Below are 18,284 nucleotides of genomic sequence, written 5' to 3'. Positions count from 1 at the left end.
TACGAAGATATTGTGTAACAAAAAGAAAGCGCGCTTGTTCAACTAACGGGCAGGATAGTTGAATGATTTCGCGAATAACTTAAGTCATGACGAATTTACGAAGTTCGCAAAAAAGACGTTAGCCGAAAGAAGTTCTTAGTTTAGGAGGAGTCTATATGATATTAGAAAAAGTTATAAATAGAATTGTAATACAAAGTGAATATAAGGATTTTGTTGATAAATATATAGATAATATACTTAGCGAATTTAAAGGTAAGATTCATAGCATTTATATGTGTGGCTCGATTCCAAAAGGAACTGCTAAACCTTTTAAGTCAGATGCAGACTTTACTATTGTATGTGTAAATCCCAAAGATATTGATTACGAAAGATTGTCAAATATTAAAGAGGGGCTTTTGGAAGAATATCCATTAGTAACTAAGATTGATACGATAATTTGCTCGATTGACGATGTATTAAGTAAACCAAATGAGTGGGGTTTTTGGGTAAAGATAATTTGTGTTTGCATATATGGTCATGACGTTGGTGAAAAAGTACCACCGATAATTATTTCTCCTGAATTCATTTTAGACTTAAATACAGAGACCAAGGAGGAAGTAGATCGTATACATAGTTTACTTTCTAATGCTAATGAGAACACAATGAAAACTAGATATATTAAAGGTTACTCTAAGAGATTAATTCGTGCATTATACTCTTTGGTTTTAGAAGATACAGGTGTATGGCAAGATGACATTATTAAGATGAAGAATGCCATATTAAACTATTGTGAGATTGACTCCGCTTTAGTTAATTATCTGTATGCTTGTTACTTGGATAGTAATTTACTTGTTGAAGAGTTTCTGGGAATTGCAGATGAAGTATATAGCTATTTTGAGAACGCCTTAAATGCAATGGCTGCTTCCAGAACTTCCTTCGGCTAACACCATATTGACGCTCCGGGTAACTCTGAGAAGTGAGTGACCACATCCAGCCCCCTAAGCCCGTCGGGACGTCACTGCATTAGGTGTTCGGCAAGCCTCACAACTATAAGCAGCGACTCTAATTAAAACATAAGACTATTGAACTAACGGGGAACTTTAGCTGAATGATACACATTAAAGAGCAGCCGCTACGGTAGCCTGCTGTTTTCATTGAAGTAACGGGCAGGATAACTTGGACAAGTCACGGAGATTTGAATATGAAGATTGTTAAGGGATGTGTTATTAAAATGAGTCTACAATTGGTGCCATTAAATATTCCATCAGATTGGACTGTCGTATGGAATCATTTTTATGAAATTAATCCCGATGACTTTCATGACGACTCATTTCCTTATGTATGGGAGCTACATGAGGATATATTCTATTTTAGAAATGAAAAGACAGGTTTGATTTTGGATTTAGGATGGTATCCAGCTATGCGTTCAGAGGGTGCGTATACATTGAATTTAGTGAAAATAGGTGATGAAGAAACTGGACCCGAATATTGGGCTAACCCTATTTTGAAATATTGTTCCCGCAAAATTAACGACATAACAAATATAATTCATGAAGTTCTCAATAAAGAGCAATATGATTCGTCCGAAGCAAAGTAAATCATTAAGCTAGCGGAGAACGACAGTAGAATAGCGGCTGCTTCGGCAGCTGTTTTTTATTGTTCAAATAGCCAGCAGAATCCTTACAATTTGTGGGGCTATAGCGTTCCATTATTAGCATTAGGTTAAGTGATAATATTATGTAAAAAATTGGAACGATGTGGTAAAGTGGAATGATGGGAAAAGTACTCAAATTACAAGCTTCTTCAATAATATCTTTGTGCCAATCCTTGCGTTCCTCGGTATGATACTTTTCGTATATGGGTTTCCGAAAAAAATCAAATAAGATAACTTGTTCAACACGATGTGAGCACATTATGGATTGTACCATAAAGTTACAGAGGAGGTGCTTAGATGGCGGAAAGAAGATATGGAATTGTCAAATGGTACAAAGAAGATCAAGGCTACGGACGGATAATGCTAGACGGGCAGGAAGATAACCATGTTTTTGTACACTTCAGTGAAATACTACCAGACCCTATTAGGTTACCGGACGGCTTTCGGTTCCTTAAAGAGGGTCAAAAAGTTGCATTCGACCTATTCGAGTTTCCGGATATAGTTGATTCTCAGCGCATGACAGCTAAGAATGTGCAAATATTAGAGGAATGAAGGAATCGAGACGCACTTGATGAATGTATGGACTTTCGGGAATCATAATTAAGCTAACAGGCGACGATAGTTCAATATAAACACGATAAGGCAGCCAATCAGTCAAGATGATAGGCTGCCTTTATTCAAATAACGGGCATTTATCTTCAACTACTAATTATAGTTTTCTTGCTTTAATTACGAAAGTTACAGGAAGCATCTTTGCTTTTTTCGCAAAATCGTCGTTATCGTTCCGGGATTGGATAAGTTCATCATCAGATTGCTCAATCATTTCCTCAATGATAAATCCCGCTTTTGAGAGCGCATTGACATAGGTTGATAGTTTACGGTCAGATAATGTTAGCGTACTTTCGTTAAGAGTTACCGAATACCAAGATTCATCGAAATAACATTTTTTAAAAACAAGCATATCATTTTCTGCAACAACACATTTGTGTATAGGGTGAGACCAACTGAAAATAAATACGCCGTCTTTTTTTAGGTAAGATGCAATCCTGCTAAAAGTACCCTCAAGGTCGGTTGTCCAGCCTATAGCATAAATCGAATAAACAAAGTCAAAATAATCTTCAGGTAAGCCACATTTTTCTTCCATGGGTGAACAGATTAATTTTGCTGAAAGTCCGTGATCTGATAAGTATTCTCTTGTTTTTTCGATTTGGTTTTCTGATATATCTATACCCCATAGTTCAGATGCTTTACGTTCCCCGAGATATTGCAATGATTGACCGCTTCCACAGCCTATCTCTAGCATCTTTTTTCCTGAAATATCGCCAAAAAGTTGGCATTTTTCTTCTGAGACGAATGCTCCATATAAAGGAAGTGCGGTTGCTCCTAAAATATCATTTCCTTTTGTATCCCAAAATAAACTGTTAGTTTCATGAATAACATTCTTGTCCATATCGACCGAGATAGCGCTACCAACCTCCCCAGCGCCTATAATATTTGTTCTATAAACAGAATTCTTGTCCATGCAAGTACCATCCCCCAATATAAAAATATTAGCCTAAATATCCTGACTTTCGTACTATTAATTCCCAAATAATGTACCATTTTTCTATGAATACATCTACCTCAAATCTTCCATATAGCATCCATTTGATCTAGTAGACTCATTGCGCTAACGGGACACGATAGTGGAGTAGCGGTTGCTACGGTAGTAGTTTTTATTTGTTCAATTAGTGGGCAAGATAGTTGAAAAAGGAACTCAAATTTAAAACTCGAATATTTATTGAGAACGGATAGCTAAACAATAGATGACAGACAGGAGATAAATACGAGGATAAAAGGTTTCGGAGGAATTTTTTGGAGAACTAAGAATCTTGAAGTTATAAAAAAATGGTACAGTGAGGTCTTGAAGATTGAAATAGATCATTGGAATGGGACTGTGATAAAGCCCCAATCAGGAAATGAGACTATCTTTTCTTTCTTTACCGAGGATGACAGTTATTTTCCAACAGAACAACAAGTGATGTTAAATTTCCAAGTACATAATCTAGACGAGACTATTAAGCATCTTGAGCATATTGGTATACCACTTGCAAAGAAAAAAGAAATTAGTGAATTTGGAAAGTTTGTTTGGATTGAAGATCCTGAAGGTCGACTGATCGAGCTTTGGGAGAAATAAAGAGTTCTAACCAAATCCAACGGTATAACTCCAGAGTTGATGAGTTATAAAAAATGAGTTGACACAAAAGTAGTTAGGAACCATACTACACATATGAACAACAATAATAAAAAAGTAAGTGACATTGAGGCTATTCCCTCGCTTGTACAATCCAAGCGTCAGATTGATCGTTATAACCTAGACATAGACGCACAGGCTATACTCGTCGCGTCAAGGCTAATGGCAGCGGGAGCCATGCTTGGACACGCCTCGGAAATTCATTTCTCTAGATTTGGTTTATCAACAGGGCGTTATCGTTTATTGGCTGATCTTGAAGATAACGAAGGAGAAGAGTTGCCTTCGCAATTAGCGGAGCATTTAGGCGTTACACGTGCAACAGTGACTGGTCTTATCGATATTCTTGAACGAGATGGGCTAGTATCTCGGAGATCAAGCTCAGACGATGGGCGTCAGAAATCAGTCATTTTAACGGAAGAAGGAGCGAAGAAGCTACGTGAAATGGCACCTGAGCATTTCGCTCGGCTGGAAGCAATGGTGGGCTTACTCAATATCGAAGAGCGCAGCGTATTTCTTGACTTGCTAGACCGAGTTACACAAGGCATCTCAGCACTTACGGGTGAACTAGGCTCGAAACCAAAGGGAAACATCAGTAATGAGTAGAATGGGCTAGTGAAGCTAGCCTATTTTTATTCTTATATAGTTAGGAACCTAATTATATCTCGCTGAACGCAATCGTTGGACTACTTCAAAGAAGAAAGGAGCAAGTAAATGAACCAGATGAAATACCCGAAGCGGACAGATGGTGTTTATGACATCAAGGCTGTCGGTTCCAAGAAAAAGACTTTTGTACTATGGCGTGAAGTTGTAATGGCCTATATGGCTCCTGCTATTATGGCAGGTATCGGGGGATTGGTTACTGCAGATAGGGGGCTTCAAATAGCGGCATTGACCACTATTGGTGGTGCATCAGCTTTGATGGCTTTGATGATTGGCCTTTTGTTGCGTAGCCGAGTGGGCCATTTGCAATGGGTCATCGGTGCACCTCACTTGGTTGTGGTAGGGGTATTCGCATTGGCCGGGTCCTCATTTGGACTATACGCTGCATGGGTGACATCTGTTTCTGTTGAAAGTATGATTCCGAGTAATCACTTGGCCTGGGTAAATCGTGTCTGGATCGATTTCCCGTTGTCAGGATTCATAGCAAGCACGATAGTGACATGGCGGTGGCGACTTGCAGTCACAACTAATTTTTCATCTAAAAGGAGAAGTGAGAAATGATAGTTATTATGGGAGCAACAGGTACGATAGGTAGTGCACTTTTGGAACGTTTGGTTGATCTTGGCATACCTGTGAGGGCTCTAAGCAGAGAGCCAGAGAAGTTGCGCGATCAGATCGGAGAAAAAGGCCGATCGACTACCGAGGTCGCAAGGGTGGATGCTTCCGACCCCACATCGCTGCGCCGTGCGTTTAATGATGCTAGCCAGCTCTTCCTTGCCATGTCCAACAGTCCAAGACAAATCGAATTGGAAAATTCAATCATTCAGATTGCCGTCGAATCTGGAATCAAACACATCGTAAAAATATCAAGTCCAGCCTTTGAGCAGAGCTCTCCAGTGGCAGTAGCGGGCTGGCATCAAGAAATTGAGAAAACGCTGAGAGAATCGGGTCTCACCCACACCGTATTGCGCCCCTATGCGTTCATGCAAAATTTAATGCGCTTTGCACCAACGATCACAACCCAAAATATTTTCTTCGGCTCCATGGGTGATTCACCATGTAACTTCATTGACTGTCGCGATATTGCAGACGTTGCTGCAGAAGTTCTGACCAACCACGAGGTATCAGGCCATATATATACTCTTACTGGTTCGGAGATTTTCAGTTATCCCCAGATTGCGAGTCGACTATCGGCCCTGCTTAATCGACCGATAAGTTACATCAACATGGAACCCCAAGTACTGCTCCGTAATCTTATCGAGCACGGGAATATGCCTCCTTGGCTCGCGAACCACGTTGTGGAAATTCAAACTATGTCTAGGATGGTGCCAGAAAGTCCAAATGACACTGTGAAGCGCTTGCTCGGCAGAGAGCCACGAACGCTAGACACCTTTCTACATGAGTGTGTAGAGAATTTCCGGTAAAGGCGGAGTCCACCAATTCTGATATTTGTAACGTTAGCAGCATTTTATTCCGATTTTAGATAAGTCATTGAGCTTACGGAGAACGTTAGTGGAGGAGCTTCCTATAAGGTAGGTAGCTCTTCTTTTCTATTAAGCTAACGGGAGGTTAACGGGGATGGGACCTCAGCCGAAATAAAGGAAGATTCGATTAACGACATTCGAAGAATGGAGTAAGGAATTTACAAGTATTTAGACAAACCACTTAAAGCGTTGAGCGTATAGCTGTCAATTACGCTAACGGGAAAATTAACGATATAAGCCTCTTATGCTTAAGTAAAAGAAGTATTCTCATGAATTCTCTAATGTAATTAAATGCAAATTCCACTTCAGTTAATCCATTTTCTATACATATTTTTAATAGTATATTGAGGTAAATAATTCATTTTGAAAAATCCGAAATTGCTTTGTCGGTTTTATTTTATGGCTTCGTAAGGATTGCAAAACCATCGAAATATGGGAGTTTAAAACAGATGTTGTGCCGTAGTTAGTTTTATGAAAGGAAGGTATAGGGGTGAGTATTTATTACGCTTCAAGCAAAGAGGATATCACTAAGGATGCACTCCAAGAGTTATTTCTTTCGGTAGAATGGGAGTCTGGCAAGTATCCAAACGAGCTTTTACAAGCAATACGAGGGTCTCATTCACTTGTTACTGCTTGGGAAGGAGGAAAGCTTGTCGGTTTAATAAATGCTTTGTCAGATGGTGTTTTAACCGTATATTTTCATTATATGCTTATTAATCCGAGTTATCAGAGTATAGGTATAGGTAAGGAAATGATGAAGATAATGCTTGAAAGATATAAAGGATGTAAAACAAAAGTATTAATTTCATATCCTCATGCAGTGGATTTCTATAATAAATTTGGCTTTAATACAGAGGATGGAGCTACACCAATGTTTATCTCAGAGTTGATATGATTGAACTAAAGGGACACGCTATAGTCCGAGAACATTGAACGCCTACACTCTTCAGAACAAAAATGCTAATGACGGAACTAGGCGATACCGAGATAGTGGAGATTACGTTGACTATACTGAAGGAATATTTGATGAAACAAGCAGATCGTTTGAAGCCAAGCAGTCTAGGGCATCGAATTCGACATACCTATGTGTGTAAACTCCTTGATAACGGTGCCTCATTGGATTTCATCAAGGTATGCTGAATCATGAGAAAGCCTCAACCGCGCAAATATACGCACAACTCCGCGGCGAGAGCAAGAGAGAAATGTATCGACGATTTTTTAGCATATTATTGCGGTAAATCCCTTTTTAGAAATCTGCGGCTATTCAACTAATGGGCAGTTTAGCGCAGTGCCGAAGGCGAACACAATGGAGTATAATGGTAATAAAGACCATTGATCCCAAGAGGTGTGTTCTCATGCCAGAATATTCTCAAATCCAAACTTATATAATATGTGATCAATTCAATTTCCAAGACGTTATCAGGCTCTTTTCAGGAGTAATAAACTCGCTGGGACTTGATTCTAGATACTTTAATAGTGAGCTGGAATGGGAAGTTTCAGAAAATGGTTTTATGTACGTTGGTGGCGATGCTGAGACTCAGTTGTACCAAAATAACGGGTTCCAACTCCATTTACGGCCATATGTACTAGGCTGGACACCTAAAGTTATTGAGGAATTAAAAGAATCATATCTGGAAATTAGTATCTTGTTTTGGACAGAAGAGATAGAACACGATTGGAGAATAGGACAAGTACGAAGCCAATATCAATCCTTGATTTGGCGGATTATGACTAAGTTCTCTGAGGAGTTTAGACAAACTGGAGTGTTTTTCACAAATGAAGCTATGGATGGAGCGCCTTGGGAGGCGTTAGTGTCAGGTCAGCAAGAGGGACTTTGGGCATTTGATGCTGCAATTTTACCTGAACACCTGTTTGATTCGTATAAGGATATTCCAAAAGATATTTTTATTTGTAAGGATAAAGAGCTAGTATATGTTGCCCGAGAATCCGTATGGGGAACAGAACCTTGGTACAACATCGATTCAACTGACGCGTATAATATCTCCAAGGAGACTTGAAATGAAAAGAAAAGAAAGATATCTCTTTTATACTTTATACCAAAATTGAATAAAAAAATCCTTCTTTTTTAAAGGAGTCCTTATGACGAACGAGAAACTTTTGGACTTACTAGGTAGATACGACGATATCCAACAACCTGAGATTATTTTTTTAAGGCATAACGAGAACAGAACATATCGTGTAAATGACAGAATGGGAAAATCATATTTACTTCGCATTCATGACCCTTTTATAGATGACATGAAAGGTCTGCAGCATACATACGACGGCATTCTTGGAGAATTGCAAATGCTTGAGGAGCTGGGAAGTTGGAGCATCAACGAAATACAGACTCCTATAAGAAACAAAGATGGTGAATTAATTACGATCGTCGAATACGAAGGTGAGCTTTTGAACTGCTCTGTCCTAACCTGGCTGGATGGAAGAGACATGATTAAGAATGATGTTAACAATCTTGAACTGGTAAAAAAACTGGGATTGCAATTAGCAGAGCTGCATACTTTTTTTCGTCAGTACAAATATTCAGATATAAAGATTCGACCGAGTCAAGGCAGAGCCTATAATGAACGGATGATCCGTGTGATCCATTCGGGTGTGAAAAAGAATCTATTTACGTCTTCTGATGCCAATGTCATTGAACAAACGCTGCAATTGATTAACTTCCGGTTGGATGATCATGGCGGGGATGCTGGCCCTGACCTTATTCATGGGGACTTGTGTATGGGGAACATCATCATCACAACCGAAGGAGAGGCGCGCTTTATTGATTTTGGCTTTTTCGGAACCGGGTATGCCTTGCTTGATGTAGCCATGGGAGCTATGATGCTGCCATCCGATCGAAGACATACTTTCCTTAAGGGATATTACAGAGAGCACGAAAATACAGCGAATGATCTACTGCAGCTGGAAGGTTTTATGCTGGTCGCTATTATCGGGTATTACGTCTTCCAGTTGGAGAATGAACATGTCCATGCCTGGATGCGTGAAAAAATGCCTAAATTATGCGCAGAGTATTGTCGTCCATTTCTTAATGGTGAAAGTATATTTTATAAAATATAAATAGGAACCTTTATCGGTGAACTAATGGGAAATGATAGTCAATTATCATCTTCTATTTAAAGGCCGTTTACAAGCAGTTGTTGAGCTGAAAATATAGCTGGCTATGTTTTCGGAAGTGACGCGTTTAAGCCTTCCTCACCCTTAGGGGTTTGGGGAGGTTTTTTGTTGTGAAGGAAAGGAATGACCTACATTGTGATGTCGCTGTTTATTATGATTTTGTGAAATCAGAGGCGGATGTTGAACGTAATACGACAGGCAGGATAGTTCAATTGCTTCTCGAATATTATCTGAGTTGGATAATTTTATAAAATTTATGAATATAACGTTATCTGAAAGATACGCAAAACTTATAGGTGAGGGTGATAGAAAGACTAGTATTTCTAATGAACTGATAAATCAGAAAGAGATTCTATTTCATCATTTATCAATAGATGTTTTTATCAAGGACTTTTTTAAACATAAATTTTCAGATATTGAACCTACAAGAGAAGTAGATGAGCATGTTATCGCACAAATAATGTTTGATTCCTTAGTCTCAATGTACTATTCGACAGTTAAATTGTTTTCAAAAATGGGTTTGAATGTAATAGTAGATACCGCAATCGAAAATGACAAGTGGTTTAATGAGTGTCTTGATGTATTTTTTGATCAGCCTACATTATTTATAGGTATAATATGCTCGAAAGAAGAACTCATAAGAAGAGAGCAAATAAGAGGAGATAGAAAGATTGGATTAGCAGCTTCACAGTTCAATACAGTATATTCCATTGATGAATATGATCTCAAAGTAAATATAGAAAAGATGAATCCAATAGAGTGTGCCGAAAAGACATTAAGTTTTATTAAGTCCAATAAGGAATATCTCGCATTTAAAAAATTAAGTAAAAGAAATGTTTGTGTTTCCTAGATAGCTCGAGGGAATTCGGAATTAATCTAACGTGAGGCAATAGCTCAATAAACACGATAAGGCAGCCGTTCAGTTAACGCGATCAAGTACCTTTATTCAACTAACGGGCAGGCTACTTTAATAAGTAATGTTAAAACGAAGGACAGCAAAAGGGGAATCTGCGACTATTGCGAATAGATAATTAGTCAAACATTTCGCCGATCTAGGGAGCTTGAACAGGAATGAAAAAAATCCTCATTATTGGAATTGTTGCTAGCGGTAAAACGACATTCGCTAAACGATTATCCCAGAAATTCAGTCTACCCTGGTATGAACTTGATTCCATAGTCCATCATAATACAGCTACGGGACGGTACAAACGTTCCGCAGAAGAACAATTCGAAATTATAAAGGAGATCGATATTAAAGGAGCGTGGATATTCGAAGGAACAGATAGAGATTCCTATCAATGTTTGTATCAAATGGCAGATACGATCATATTCCTTGATACTCCATTGTGGAAGCGAAAGGTCAGAATCTTAACACGATTTATCAAGCAGAAACTTGGGATTGAAAAGTGTCACTATAAACCAGATATCATGATGTTGAAGATGATGTACAAATGGACGAGGGATTTTGAACAAAGTAGAAACAGTTTTGATGCCAAGTTGAATAGATACAATGAGAAAGTGATCAGATTAAGAGATAGTAACAATCTGGATGTTACAAAAGGGACACGACTAAGCTAATAGGCAGGATAGTTCAAGCGTTTCTCGAATATTTCATGAGATGGATGAAGAACGGATGAGTCCACATGGACGGCCATAACTAGCGCATAACGAAGTTGCCGAGAACCACGTTTGGTAATTCGATTTCGTGTTGCCGCAAACTCTCCGGATGCGAATACACTCGGGTCTATGCCTGCAAAGGCTACTAGTTTCTTTGGATGATCAAAACGGTCTACTTCTCCAATTTTCGATAAAATGGTTGCAGCAATTTTAGGACCAATACCGGGAATCGACTGAATTAAATCATATTCTTCCATTTCTTCAGCGAGAGCATCTATGTTCTTTTCCAATCGAGATAGATGCTCTTGGTACTGAAGAATGAGCGAAATCAAAACTCTCAGGTTAACCAAGTGACTAGAGTACATAGTCTGCTGAAAAGGATTTTGTTTTGCCGCGTTTAATAGACGCTTAACTCGCACTCTCTTTGAAAGAGACTCGTATTGTCGCGTTGGATAACGCAGATTAAGCAGTTGAACACCTATTTTTTAAAGGGCTCAAACTCTTCATTGTAGTACAACTCTCTCAATAGATAGGCATTAGCATGCTCCTCTAAGAACTATATGTTCGAATTTAAACGTTCCTTTGTACGGTTTACCACGCTGACCAATCATTGAATTCATTCAATGCACCTTCCTAATTTAGATTTACTGGTAGCCCCTATGATTTCCTTTTGTCGCTCCATAGTATCGCTTGTTATACGGGATCTCACGTCCCAACCAGCCTCAATCATGGTCATGACAAGTAGGGGTGAACATTATAGTGTTCGGGATCAAGTCCCACGGGCAGGTTAGTGAAACCACACCGTTTTCTCTAACGTATAATCATTATTCAAATTTTTCCAACATGGCTCATGCGGAGGTGAACTTGACTGGAGCATTTTTATGACTTGGTTCAATTGGCATTTTCGATCGCTCTCATCTATTCCTTAGTGTCAATTCCATTCACCTATATTTCTTTACAAGAGATACACTGGGGTTATGAAATTGCTCCAGCCGTTTCAACTTGGTTTGTGTCTGTCAGACTGTCGCAACCGAGCAGCATTCAGCGGTGGATAGTACGTAACGCCAGACGAAGAGAAGCACCTGATGAAGACGACAATGGTCCTTCCCCACATTGATATTCCATACTTTCAATTAGGGAGGACAATGATGAAAAAGATTTTATTGCTTCAAAAATGGGCGAAGCCCATTCTCGTCATGTTGATTGGAGTTATTCCGATCATTGTGCTCAGCGGGTGTTCGACAGCATCCCAATCAAACTCGATTAATGCCGATTCATCAGGGATATTTAACCACTTTTTTATTTATCCATTTTCGATCTTGATCAAATTCTTTGCGAATACATTTCATGGAAACTACGGATTATCGATCGTGCTGATGACTTTCATCATCAGACTTGCGATCATGCCGCTCATGATGAATCAAACCAAGAAACAAATGGATATGAAAGAAAAGATGGTCGTCCTCCAGCCGGAGTTAACTGCACTTAAGGAGAAGTATAAGAACGACGTCAGTGCGGATGCAAAAAAACAAGAGCAAGTCGAGATGATGCAGCTCTATCAGAAGCATCAATTTAATCCCTTAAACATGGGGTGTTTACCGATGCTTCTCCAATGGCCGATCACCCTCGCATTTTACTACGCCATTCGTCGTACCCCAGAGATTGCAGCTGACAATTTTCTGTGGTTTAGCTTGGGGAAAACAGATATGATTTTGCCGCTGATTGCTGCTGCGGTGTATTACTTTCAATTCCGCGTGTCTCAATCCGTTTCAGCGCAGGTTCAGCAAAATTCAAATAACCAAATGGCTTTCATCGGATTGTTGTCACCTATCATGATGGGTGTGTTTTCTTTTCAGATGCCCGCCGCATTACCATTATATTGGGCGGTTGGCGGTATATTCATTATCGTGCAAACGACCATTCTCAATAAAATGTACACGAAGCCAAATGTATCGAGTAAAAACGGACCCACCGGTGTAGAAGATTTATAAATTTGAACAAGGTCATAAAACAATACTAAAAACAGAGCATCTGATGCGCGACCTCAGATGCTCTGTTTTTATGAGGCGGCTCGTTAACGGGGAACATAGTTCAACATAATGAAAAAAATGAAAGGGCCATCCCACAAAAGGGTGGCCCTAAAACTTGCCGTTACAGACAGCGCGGAGAACCGTATCATAAAATAAATAACGGTTAAGCTATTGGGTAACGTTAGCTCAAATACGATTTGGCAGCCCGGTAATCAACGCGATCAGCTGCCTTTATTCAACTAACGGGTAGTTTAGATGAACTTAAATACCAATATGGAATGAGAAAACAAATCATCTCCATATTGTGATCGACATACATATTATAACTGATCTTTCTAGTAGGGGGGCTCAGTTTGAGACTGCTGATTCTTGTGGTGGGTATAGTCTTACTTGCTTTACTTTGGACAAACCCTGATAGCTCCGATTTTGAAAAGTGGGTCCATAAGAAAGAACTGACAAATTTCCAAAGAAGCACTTCTTTAGAACCTGTTGGTTTTCGAAGTGAAAATTATTTGTTTTTCTTCTCAGTACACAAACTACTGATTGTAAGGCAACGGGCAGAATAAAGTAATGATTATCGACTTAAAGAGTAGTTATTTAAGGTGCGATAAAAATTGATTATAACTATGAATTACCAAACGGTTTATAAAAAAAACAGTAAAATAATGTTAAGCACGAATGTCGATAGGTTTTTTATTTTTTAGATTATCCTTTCTGCGTCTAACTAAGCACATGTTTTTCTTATGAAAATTATTTTTCTCCAATGTAACATTGAAATGAAAGAAGGGGATGGCGTTGATTGAACATAGCAATCTTGAAGAATATCTGGATCCGGTAAATTATGATCTTGAATTTGACGGTGAAATGGACAAATATCAGTTCTATCTTGAGCTTGCAAGATCGAGTCCTGGCGAAGTGTTAGAACTAGCTTGTGGTACAGGCTTAACAACGATACCCCTGTCAAAAGCCGGTATAACGATGACCGGCGTAGATATCTCTTCTGCGATGCTCGCGTATGCGCGGCTGAAGGCGGAGGGGTTGACAGTTACTTTTATGGAAGGCGATGCCCGTACCTTCGAATCGGACAAGCGATTTTCGATGATCTATTTGACTGGCAATGCATTTCAGGCATTCTTAAGTGATCAAGATCAAAACGATTTGCTTACTACCGTTCACAAACATTTACAACCCCATGGAATCTTTGCATTCGAGACCCGTAATCCGGAGGGAACGGATTTATCCGATCAAGAGGAGACAGAATGGGGGTCCTTTATTGATAAGGATGGGCAAAACGTCAAGGTATCAGGTACACAATGTTACGATGCTAGCCAGCATATCATGCATTGGGTCACGATGCGTAATTGGGGTGATAAACGAACGACTTCCCGAATTGCTTGTCGGTTTACAGATCAAGCGACGCTGCAATCTTTATTAACCCGTCACGGCTTTCGCGTCGAACATCAATATGCTGACTGGGATAAAACGCCGTTCTCTCCGTCATCTTCATCTATTATTAGCGTTTGTAGGAAATGTTAGGAGAGACGTAATGCATGGCAATAGGAAAAATCCCCTTAAAGTCCGCTTTTATTCAACTAGACGGCAAGATAGCGTAATAGCATGTCTGAAAATATGGTACAATTTGTAATACTAAAGCGAGGTGAAAGAATTTGAGGAATATTGTTGAGGACTCACAGTTTCTCAGTGAAAGAGCTGAGATGATGTACTATTTTCAAGATAAATTTTACATCGCTGAGAAAACTGAAATTATTCATTCAACTTCAGGAAAGTTCAAACTTGAAATCCATCACTATAACCATGTTGAAGGTTTTATCAGTCATAATTACACAAAAGGGATTGTTACGGATAGTGAGCATAAAATCATCGACATAATATATAGAAATTATGACCCATTCTTATTCAGTTGGTTGGGGGTAAATGGCACAGAATATCTGTTGTGTGGGTTAGATTATCAGGGGTATTCAATTGTTAATTTATCAAATAGAGAAACCAATCATTATGTTCCCGAAGAGGCTTATAAAGGGCATGGATTTTGCTGGGGGGAAATTATATATTTTCAACAAAAAAAACTAATAGTGATTGATGGATGCTATTGGGCATGCCCCTATGAACTTGTTTTTTATGATTTTTCTAATCCTATGATTGTACCATATAATGAATTATTCCGTGTGGATGTTGATAGCGTATTAAATTGGGATAGTTGGAAAGATTCCTGTAGGGTTATATATCTTGATAAGGAAAACAACGAGACAGAATTTGTATTTTAGAAATTAAGCTAACGGAGAACGATAGTGGAATAGCGGTTGCTTCGGCAGCCGTTTTATTTGTTCAACTAATCGGGCAGTATAGAGAAACCTATTTTTGTGAATTATGGTCTAATTATTATAGAGTACGAATTAGCTCCAGTCCTAAGGATTAAGGAGGATTTATGAAATTGCAGCAAAACTAAACTTGATCAAAGGTGAATGCCGATGGAACAACTAATTATTGAACCCTATAAACCCGAAAGGGACGAAGCTTCAATCACAGCCATGTTGTGTAAAAATGAACAGTTTAATGTGTCTCAACAGAGTAACGAAATGCTCTCAGATGATATATTTGTTGCTCGTTACAACGACTTGACGGAAGGTTTTCTCTCTTTTGGTGGTTTTAAGAGAAGCGCGTTGACGTCGATGTTTGTTAACGAAGAATACAGAAGAATGGGCATCGGTGGCACACTTTTGGAAAAGGCGGATAAAATACTTTTCCAAAACGTAGCAGTAGAACGTTCGATAGGTTTCTGTCCTGAGTTAGTTCAGGGATTGGGGAATTAATTATGATATGTGAGAAGAAATCTAAGCGACTTGAAATTGTTCGATTCCATGTTTATGAAAAGCAGAGCAACTTCAAAAATCAGAAAGCTTGGGCTCATCTTTCAGGAGTATCTACCTTCGCTTCGATGCTCGCTATGAGAAGAGGACTAGATTCAGAAATCGCTGCGATCGCGGGGGTGCTACACGATTTTTATTTCTATAAAACTGGAATAAATACCTTTCCTGGTCACAACAGTGCAGACGCGGTAAGACCTATAATACGTAGCACCCAAATCTTTACCGACGAAGAGATGTCAGTAATTCTTAGATCAATCTTTTATCAAGAAGATAGACATCGAGTTCATGGACCAGATGAGGAAGTTATTAAAGACGCTATTTTATTGCAGATGTACTTTCAAAATACAGGTAATAATATGCTTAAGACCGATATACATAGACTACAAAAAGTATTTATTGAATTAGGGATTCCGGAGGGAAATGTAGATACGGAATTTAACGTAGATATGGAAGCATTAAATAGAGAAACTAAAGACAGGCGACTTATGCTGGCTGATTTTGCGGAAAAGCTCGCAGGGCAAAACATAATCGGGGTACCGGAAGATGAACGTTATCGGGAAATTTGCAAGTATTGGCCGGACTCTGATATCTATAAAGTACTAGAAGGTAATTGGTGTGCTGCATTTGTATACTACTGCTGTATGCATGTTGGAATACTTCTTCCAATTAGATATCCTAACCGAATGTATCGGCTAGCTGGGGTTGGTGCGTGGTTGGATTGGGCTCAGCTGCCCGATACTAGATTTTTCTATGACGCTAAACAAGAAGAATTTAATCCGGCACGTGGTGATATTGTTATTTTTGATAAGCTTCTCTCCGATCATTCTCACGATCATATCGGTATTGTTTTAGCTTATGATGACAATGAAATTTTAATTGCTGAAGGCAATAAAGACAATAAAAACTACTCTAGTGTCTCATACAGGGATAGAGATCATTGTATACTCGGATATGTCCGAATAGATAACAGCTATCATTATCATTTTAATGGAGAGTATATACCCTGTTATTGATTTGGAGCAGTTATTACGCTAACGGATAGGTTAGTTTAACTAGAGTTACGTTGAGTTATTTTCGGGCTGGTTTAACTCAAAGGCGATAAAATGATATTAAACCGATTAGGAGGCAAATCCATGCTTGATATTGAAAGAATTAAAGAGATTATTCCTCATCGAAATCCATTTCTCTTGGTCGATAGAATATTGGAGATTAATGAGGGGAAGAGAGCTGTTGGAATTAAAAATGTAACCATTAATGAACCTTATTTTCTCGGTCATTTCCCTGACTATCCCGTAATGCCTGGAGTCTTAATTGTAGAAGCACTGGCACAGGTCGGTGGAATCGCAATGTCCAACGTTGAGAGCAACAATCATAAAATAGGCTTACTGACGGGTATTGATAGTTGTCGTTTTAAACGACAAGTAAAACCAGGAGACCAACTCCTTCTTGAATTTGAAGTGATTCGAATTAAGGGACAAATCGTCAAAGGAAAGGGAGTCGCCACAGTAAATAATGAATTGGTATGCGAATCTGAAATAATGTTTGCATTCAGTTCGATTTAGGTTTTTTAGGTAACAGGAACGATAGTTGAACAATACACATTGATGAGCAGGTTACCTTTATAAACTAAGTAATGGATAAAATATAAATATAAGCGCGCTCTCTCTCAAATTATTAGAAAATAAGGGGAGGGAAGATACCGTGCTAGATACTCAGGATATTGCTATAGAAGCATTAACTTGTTATTCAATTATTTATCAATCAATAGCTCATATTGGCCAAAATGCAAACACCATCTATAAAGTGACAGATAAGGAAAGTAACTGCTATAGTTTGCGAATACATCTATCAAAAAATGATTCGATGGAAAGTATTTGGTCTGAGGAAAAAGTCATCCATTCAGAAATGATTTGATTAACAAATGATACAGATCTGGTGTTGCCATCAGCTATAAAAAATAACATTGGTGAATACGTTACTAAGATAACGCAGATTTGATACCAAGTAATTTTGTGTTTCATGAACAAGAAGCTAGAGCTATTGATTTTGGAGCTTGTGGGTTCGGATATTATTTATTCGATTTAGGTTGGACACTTTCTTATATCCACCCAGCATTCAGAGACCAGTTGCTAGAATCTTACACACAACAATTCGACCTGCCTCATAACTATGTTCAACGTTTGGAAGGCTTCTTTGTAGCAGCCCAACTCGAAACAATGAATTTTTGGCTTGGGCTGCCTGAAGCTAATGAGTGGTTACCCTGTCACATTAGTAAATTAGCAAGACGGGAATTTAAGCGATATGTAAATAAAGAAGAATTTCTTTTTAGTGGTACTCCTTACTGGGAGTAGTTTGTTCAATGATCAGGCATGTTAGTTCAAATATGCGTTTGGGCTAACCCAGGTGACTTGTATAAGTTTAACCCTCGAATTTTTCCTTCTAATCAACGATTTTGAATTGAATTACTGATATGAAATAGTGGGTAAAAAAAACGCCGGTACCCTTAAGCTGAAGTGCTCCCTGTCAAGTGTACAGTGTAAAAAACAAAAACTAGTTAGTTTAGATACCTCAGCTCGCATCATCAGAGCTGAGGTATCTTCGTTA

Annotated in this window: 22 protein-coding genes and 1 pseudogene; 21 read left to right on the top strand and 2 right to left on the bottom strand. The window is 38.8% G+C overall.

Annotated features, from left to right (window positions below):
• The first annotated feature begins 155 nt into the window (after positions 1–155).
• The 3 genes from M2444_RS04015 to M2444_RS04005 all read left to right on the top strand — a co-directional run bounded on the left by M2444_RS04015 (position 156) and on the right by M2444_RS04005 (position 2,185).
• On the top strand, positions 156–923 hold the full coding sequence (locus M2444_RS04015; protein WP_280786357.1) for a nucleotidyltransferase domain-containing protein: 768 nt from the start codon (positions 156–158) through the stop codon (positions 921–923).
• 257 nt (positions 924–1,180) lie between these two features.
• Positions 1,181–1,576: a hypothetical protein gene (locus M2444_RS04010; protein ID WP_094874699.1), complete on the top strand. Its 396-nt coding sequence runs from the start codon at positions 1,181–1,183 to the stop codon at positions 1,574–1,576.
• Between the two features lie 354 nt (positions 1,577–1,930).
• Positions 1,931–2,185: a cold shock domain-containing protein gene (locus tag M2444_RS04005; RefSeq protein ID WP_280786356.1), complete on the top strand. Its 255-nt coding sequence runs from the start codon at positions 1,931–1,933 to the stop codon at positions 2,183–2,185.
• A 157-nt stretch (positions 2,186–2,342) separates the two neighbouring features.
• On the opposite strand, the gene M2444_RS04000 is transcribed toward M2444_RS04005, so the two are convergent.
• The gene (locus tag M2444_RS04000) at positions 2,343–3,155 is read right to left on the bottom strand and encodes a class I SAM-dependent methyltransferase (protein ID WP_280786355.1); all 813 of its coding nucleotides are present in this window, start codon (positions 3,153–3,155) and stop codon (positions 2,343–2,345) included.
• Positions 3,156–3,464: 309 nt separating this feature from the next.
• On the opposite strand from M2444_RS04000, the gene M2444_RS03995 reads away from it, so the two are divergent.
• The 9 genes from M2444_RS03995 (at position 3,465) to M2444_RS03955 (ending at position 10,723) form a co-directional block, all read left to right on the top strand.
• Positions 3,465–3,809, top strand: coding sequence for a VOC family protein (locus M2444_RS03995; protein WP_280786615.1), 345 nt, complete (start codon positions 3,465–3,467; stop codon positions 3,807–3,809).
• 93 nt (positions 3,810–3,902) lie between these two features.
• Positions 3,903–4,469, top strand: coding sequence for a MarR family winged helix-turn-helix transcriptional regulator (locus M2444_RS03990; RefSeq protein ID WP_094878850.1), 567 nt, complete (start codon positions 3,903–3,905; stop codon positions 4,467–4,469).
• Between the two features lie 108 nt (positions 4,470–4,577).
• Positions 4,578–5,087 carry a hypothetical protein gene (locus M2444_RS03985; protein ID WP_179283798.1) on the top strand — a complete coding sequence of 170 codons (510 nt, stop codon included), beginning with the start codon at positions 4,578–4,580 and terminating at the stop codon, positions 5,085–5,087.
• Positions 5,084–5,950, top strand: a complete 867-nt coding sequence (locus M2444_RS03980; protein ID WP_280786354.1) for an SDR family oxidoreductase — start codon at positions 5,084–5,086, stop codon at positions 5,948–5,950. The genes M2444_RS03985 and M2444_RS03980 overlap by 4 nt, the downstream gene beginning before the upstream one ends.
• Before the next feature lie 550 nt (positions 5,951–6,500).
• Positions 6,501–6,905 (top strand): GNAT family N-acetyltransferase, encoded by a 405-nt coding sequence (locus M2444_RS03975; protein ID WP_094874801.1) that lies wholly within the window; start codon positions 6,501–6,503, stop codon positions 6,903–6,905.
• Between the two features lie 460 nt (positions 6,906–7,365).
• On the top strand, positions 7,366–8,028 hold the full coding sequence (locus M2444_RS03970; RefSeq protein WP_094879028.1) for a hypothetical protein: 663 nt from the start codon (positions 7,366–7,368) through the stop codon (positions 8,026–8,028).
• 82 nt (positions 8,029–8,110) lie between these two features.
• Positions 8,111–9,088: a phosphotransferase enzyme family protein gene (locus M2444_RS03965; protein ID WP_280786353.1), complete on the top strand. Its 978-nt coding sequence runs from the start codon at positions 8,111–8,113 to the stop codon at positions 9,086–9,088.
• A gap of 313 nt (positions 9,089–9,401) precedes the next feature.
• Positions 9,402–9,995 (top strand): phosphotransferase-like protein, encoded by a 594-nt coding sequence (locus M2444_RS03960; RefSeq protein ID WP_280786352.1) that lies wholly within the window; start codon positions 9,402–9,404, stop codon positions 9,993–9,995.
• A 221-nt stretch (positions 9,996–10,216) separates the two neighbouring features.
• The gene (locus M2444_RS03955; protein WP_280786351.1) at positions 10,217–10,723 is read left to right on the top strand and encodes a P-loop NTPase family protein; all 507 of its coding nucleotides are present in this window, start codon (positions 10,217–10,219) and stop codon (positions 10,721–10,723) included.
• 68 nt (positions 10,724–10,791) lie between these two features.
• Here M2444_RS03955 and M2444_RS03950 read toward each other — a convergent pair.
• A pseudogene (locus M2444_RS03950) lies at positions 10,792–11,300 on the bottom strand (transposase); the annotation flags it as partial.
• Between the two features lie 607 nt (positions 11,301–11,907).
• On the opposite strand from M2444_RS03950, the gene yidC reads away from it, so the two are divergent.
• From yidC to M2444_RS03905, 9 genes are all read left to right on the top strand, one after another.
• The gene (gene yidC, locus M2444_RS03945; protein ID WP_280786350.1) at positions 11,908–12,753 is read left to right on the top strand and encodes a membrane protein insertase YidC; all 846 of its coding nucleotides are present in this window, start codon (positions 11,908–11,910) and stop codon (positions 12,751–12,753) included.
• 392 nt (positions 12,754–13,145) lie between these two features.
• The gene (locus tag M2444_RS03940; RefSeq protein WP_280786349.1) at positions 13,146–13,358 is read left to right on the top strand and encodes a hypothetical protein; all 213 of its coding nucleotides are present in this window, start codon (positions 13,146–13,148) and stop codon (positions 13,356–13,358) included.
• Positions 13,359–13,587: 229 nt separating this feature from the next.
• Positions 13,588–14,328: a class I SAM-dependent DNA methyltransferase gene (locus M2444_RS03935; protein ID WP_280786348.1), complete on the top strand. Its 741-nt coding sequence runs from the start codon at positions 13,588–13,590 to the stop codon at positions 14,326–14,328.
• A gap of 131 nt (positions 14,329–14,459) precedes the next feature.
• Positions 14,460–15,077 carry a hypothetical protein gene (locus M2444_RS03930; protein WP_280786347.1) on the top strand — a complete coding sequence of 206 codons (618 nt, stop codon included), beginning with the start codon at positions 14,460–14,462 and terminating at the stop codon, positions 15,075–15,077.
• 204 nt (positions 15,078–15,281) lie between these two features.
• Positions 15,282–15,623 (top strand): GNAT family N-acetyltransferase, encoded by a 342-nt coding sequence (locus M2444_RS03925; protein ID WP_280786346.1) that lies wholly within the window; start codon positions 15,282–15,284, stop codon positions 15,621–15,623.
• 2 nt (positions 15,624–15,625) lie between these two features.
• A complete protein-coding gene (locus M2444_RS03920) occupies positions 15,626–16,693 on the top strand; it encodes a CHAP domain-containing protein (protein WP_280786345.1) in 1,068 nt (355 codons plus the stop codon).
• Between the two features lie 120 nt (positions 16,694–16,813).
• Positions 16,814–17,242, top strand: a complete 429-nt coding sequence (fabZ, locus tag M2444_RS03915) for a 3-hydroxyacyl-ACP dehydratase FabZ (RefSeq protein ID WP_094878948.1) — start codon at positions 16,814–16,816, stop codon at positions 17,240–17,242.
• 139 nt (positions 17,243–17,381) lie between these two features.
• Complete coding sequence (locus M2444_RS03910) at positions 17,382–17,594, top strand: hypothetical protein (RefSeq protein ID WP_280786344.1); 213 nt, start codon at positions 17,382–17,384, stop codon at positions 17,592–17,594.
• Between the two features lie 80 nt (positions 17,595–17,674).
• Positions 17,675–18,031: a phosphotransferase gene (locus tag M2444_RS03905; protein ID WP_280786343.1), complete on the top strand. Its 357-nt coding sequence runs from the start codon at positions 17,675–17,677 to the stop codon at positions 18,029–18,031.
• The last annotated feature ends 253 nt before the right edge of the window (positions 18,032–18,284 follow it).

The organism is Paenibacillus sp. PastF-3, assembly GCF_029893135.1.
GTDB lineage: Bacteria > Bacillota > Bacilli > Paenibacillales > Paenibacillaceae > Paenibacillus_AQ > Paenibacillus_AQ nitricinens.
The sequence above is the reverse complement of the archived record's forward strand: the minus strand, read 5'-3'. Positions and strand labels throughout refer to the sequence as shown.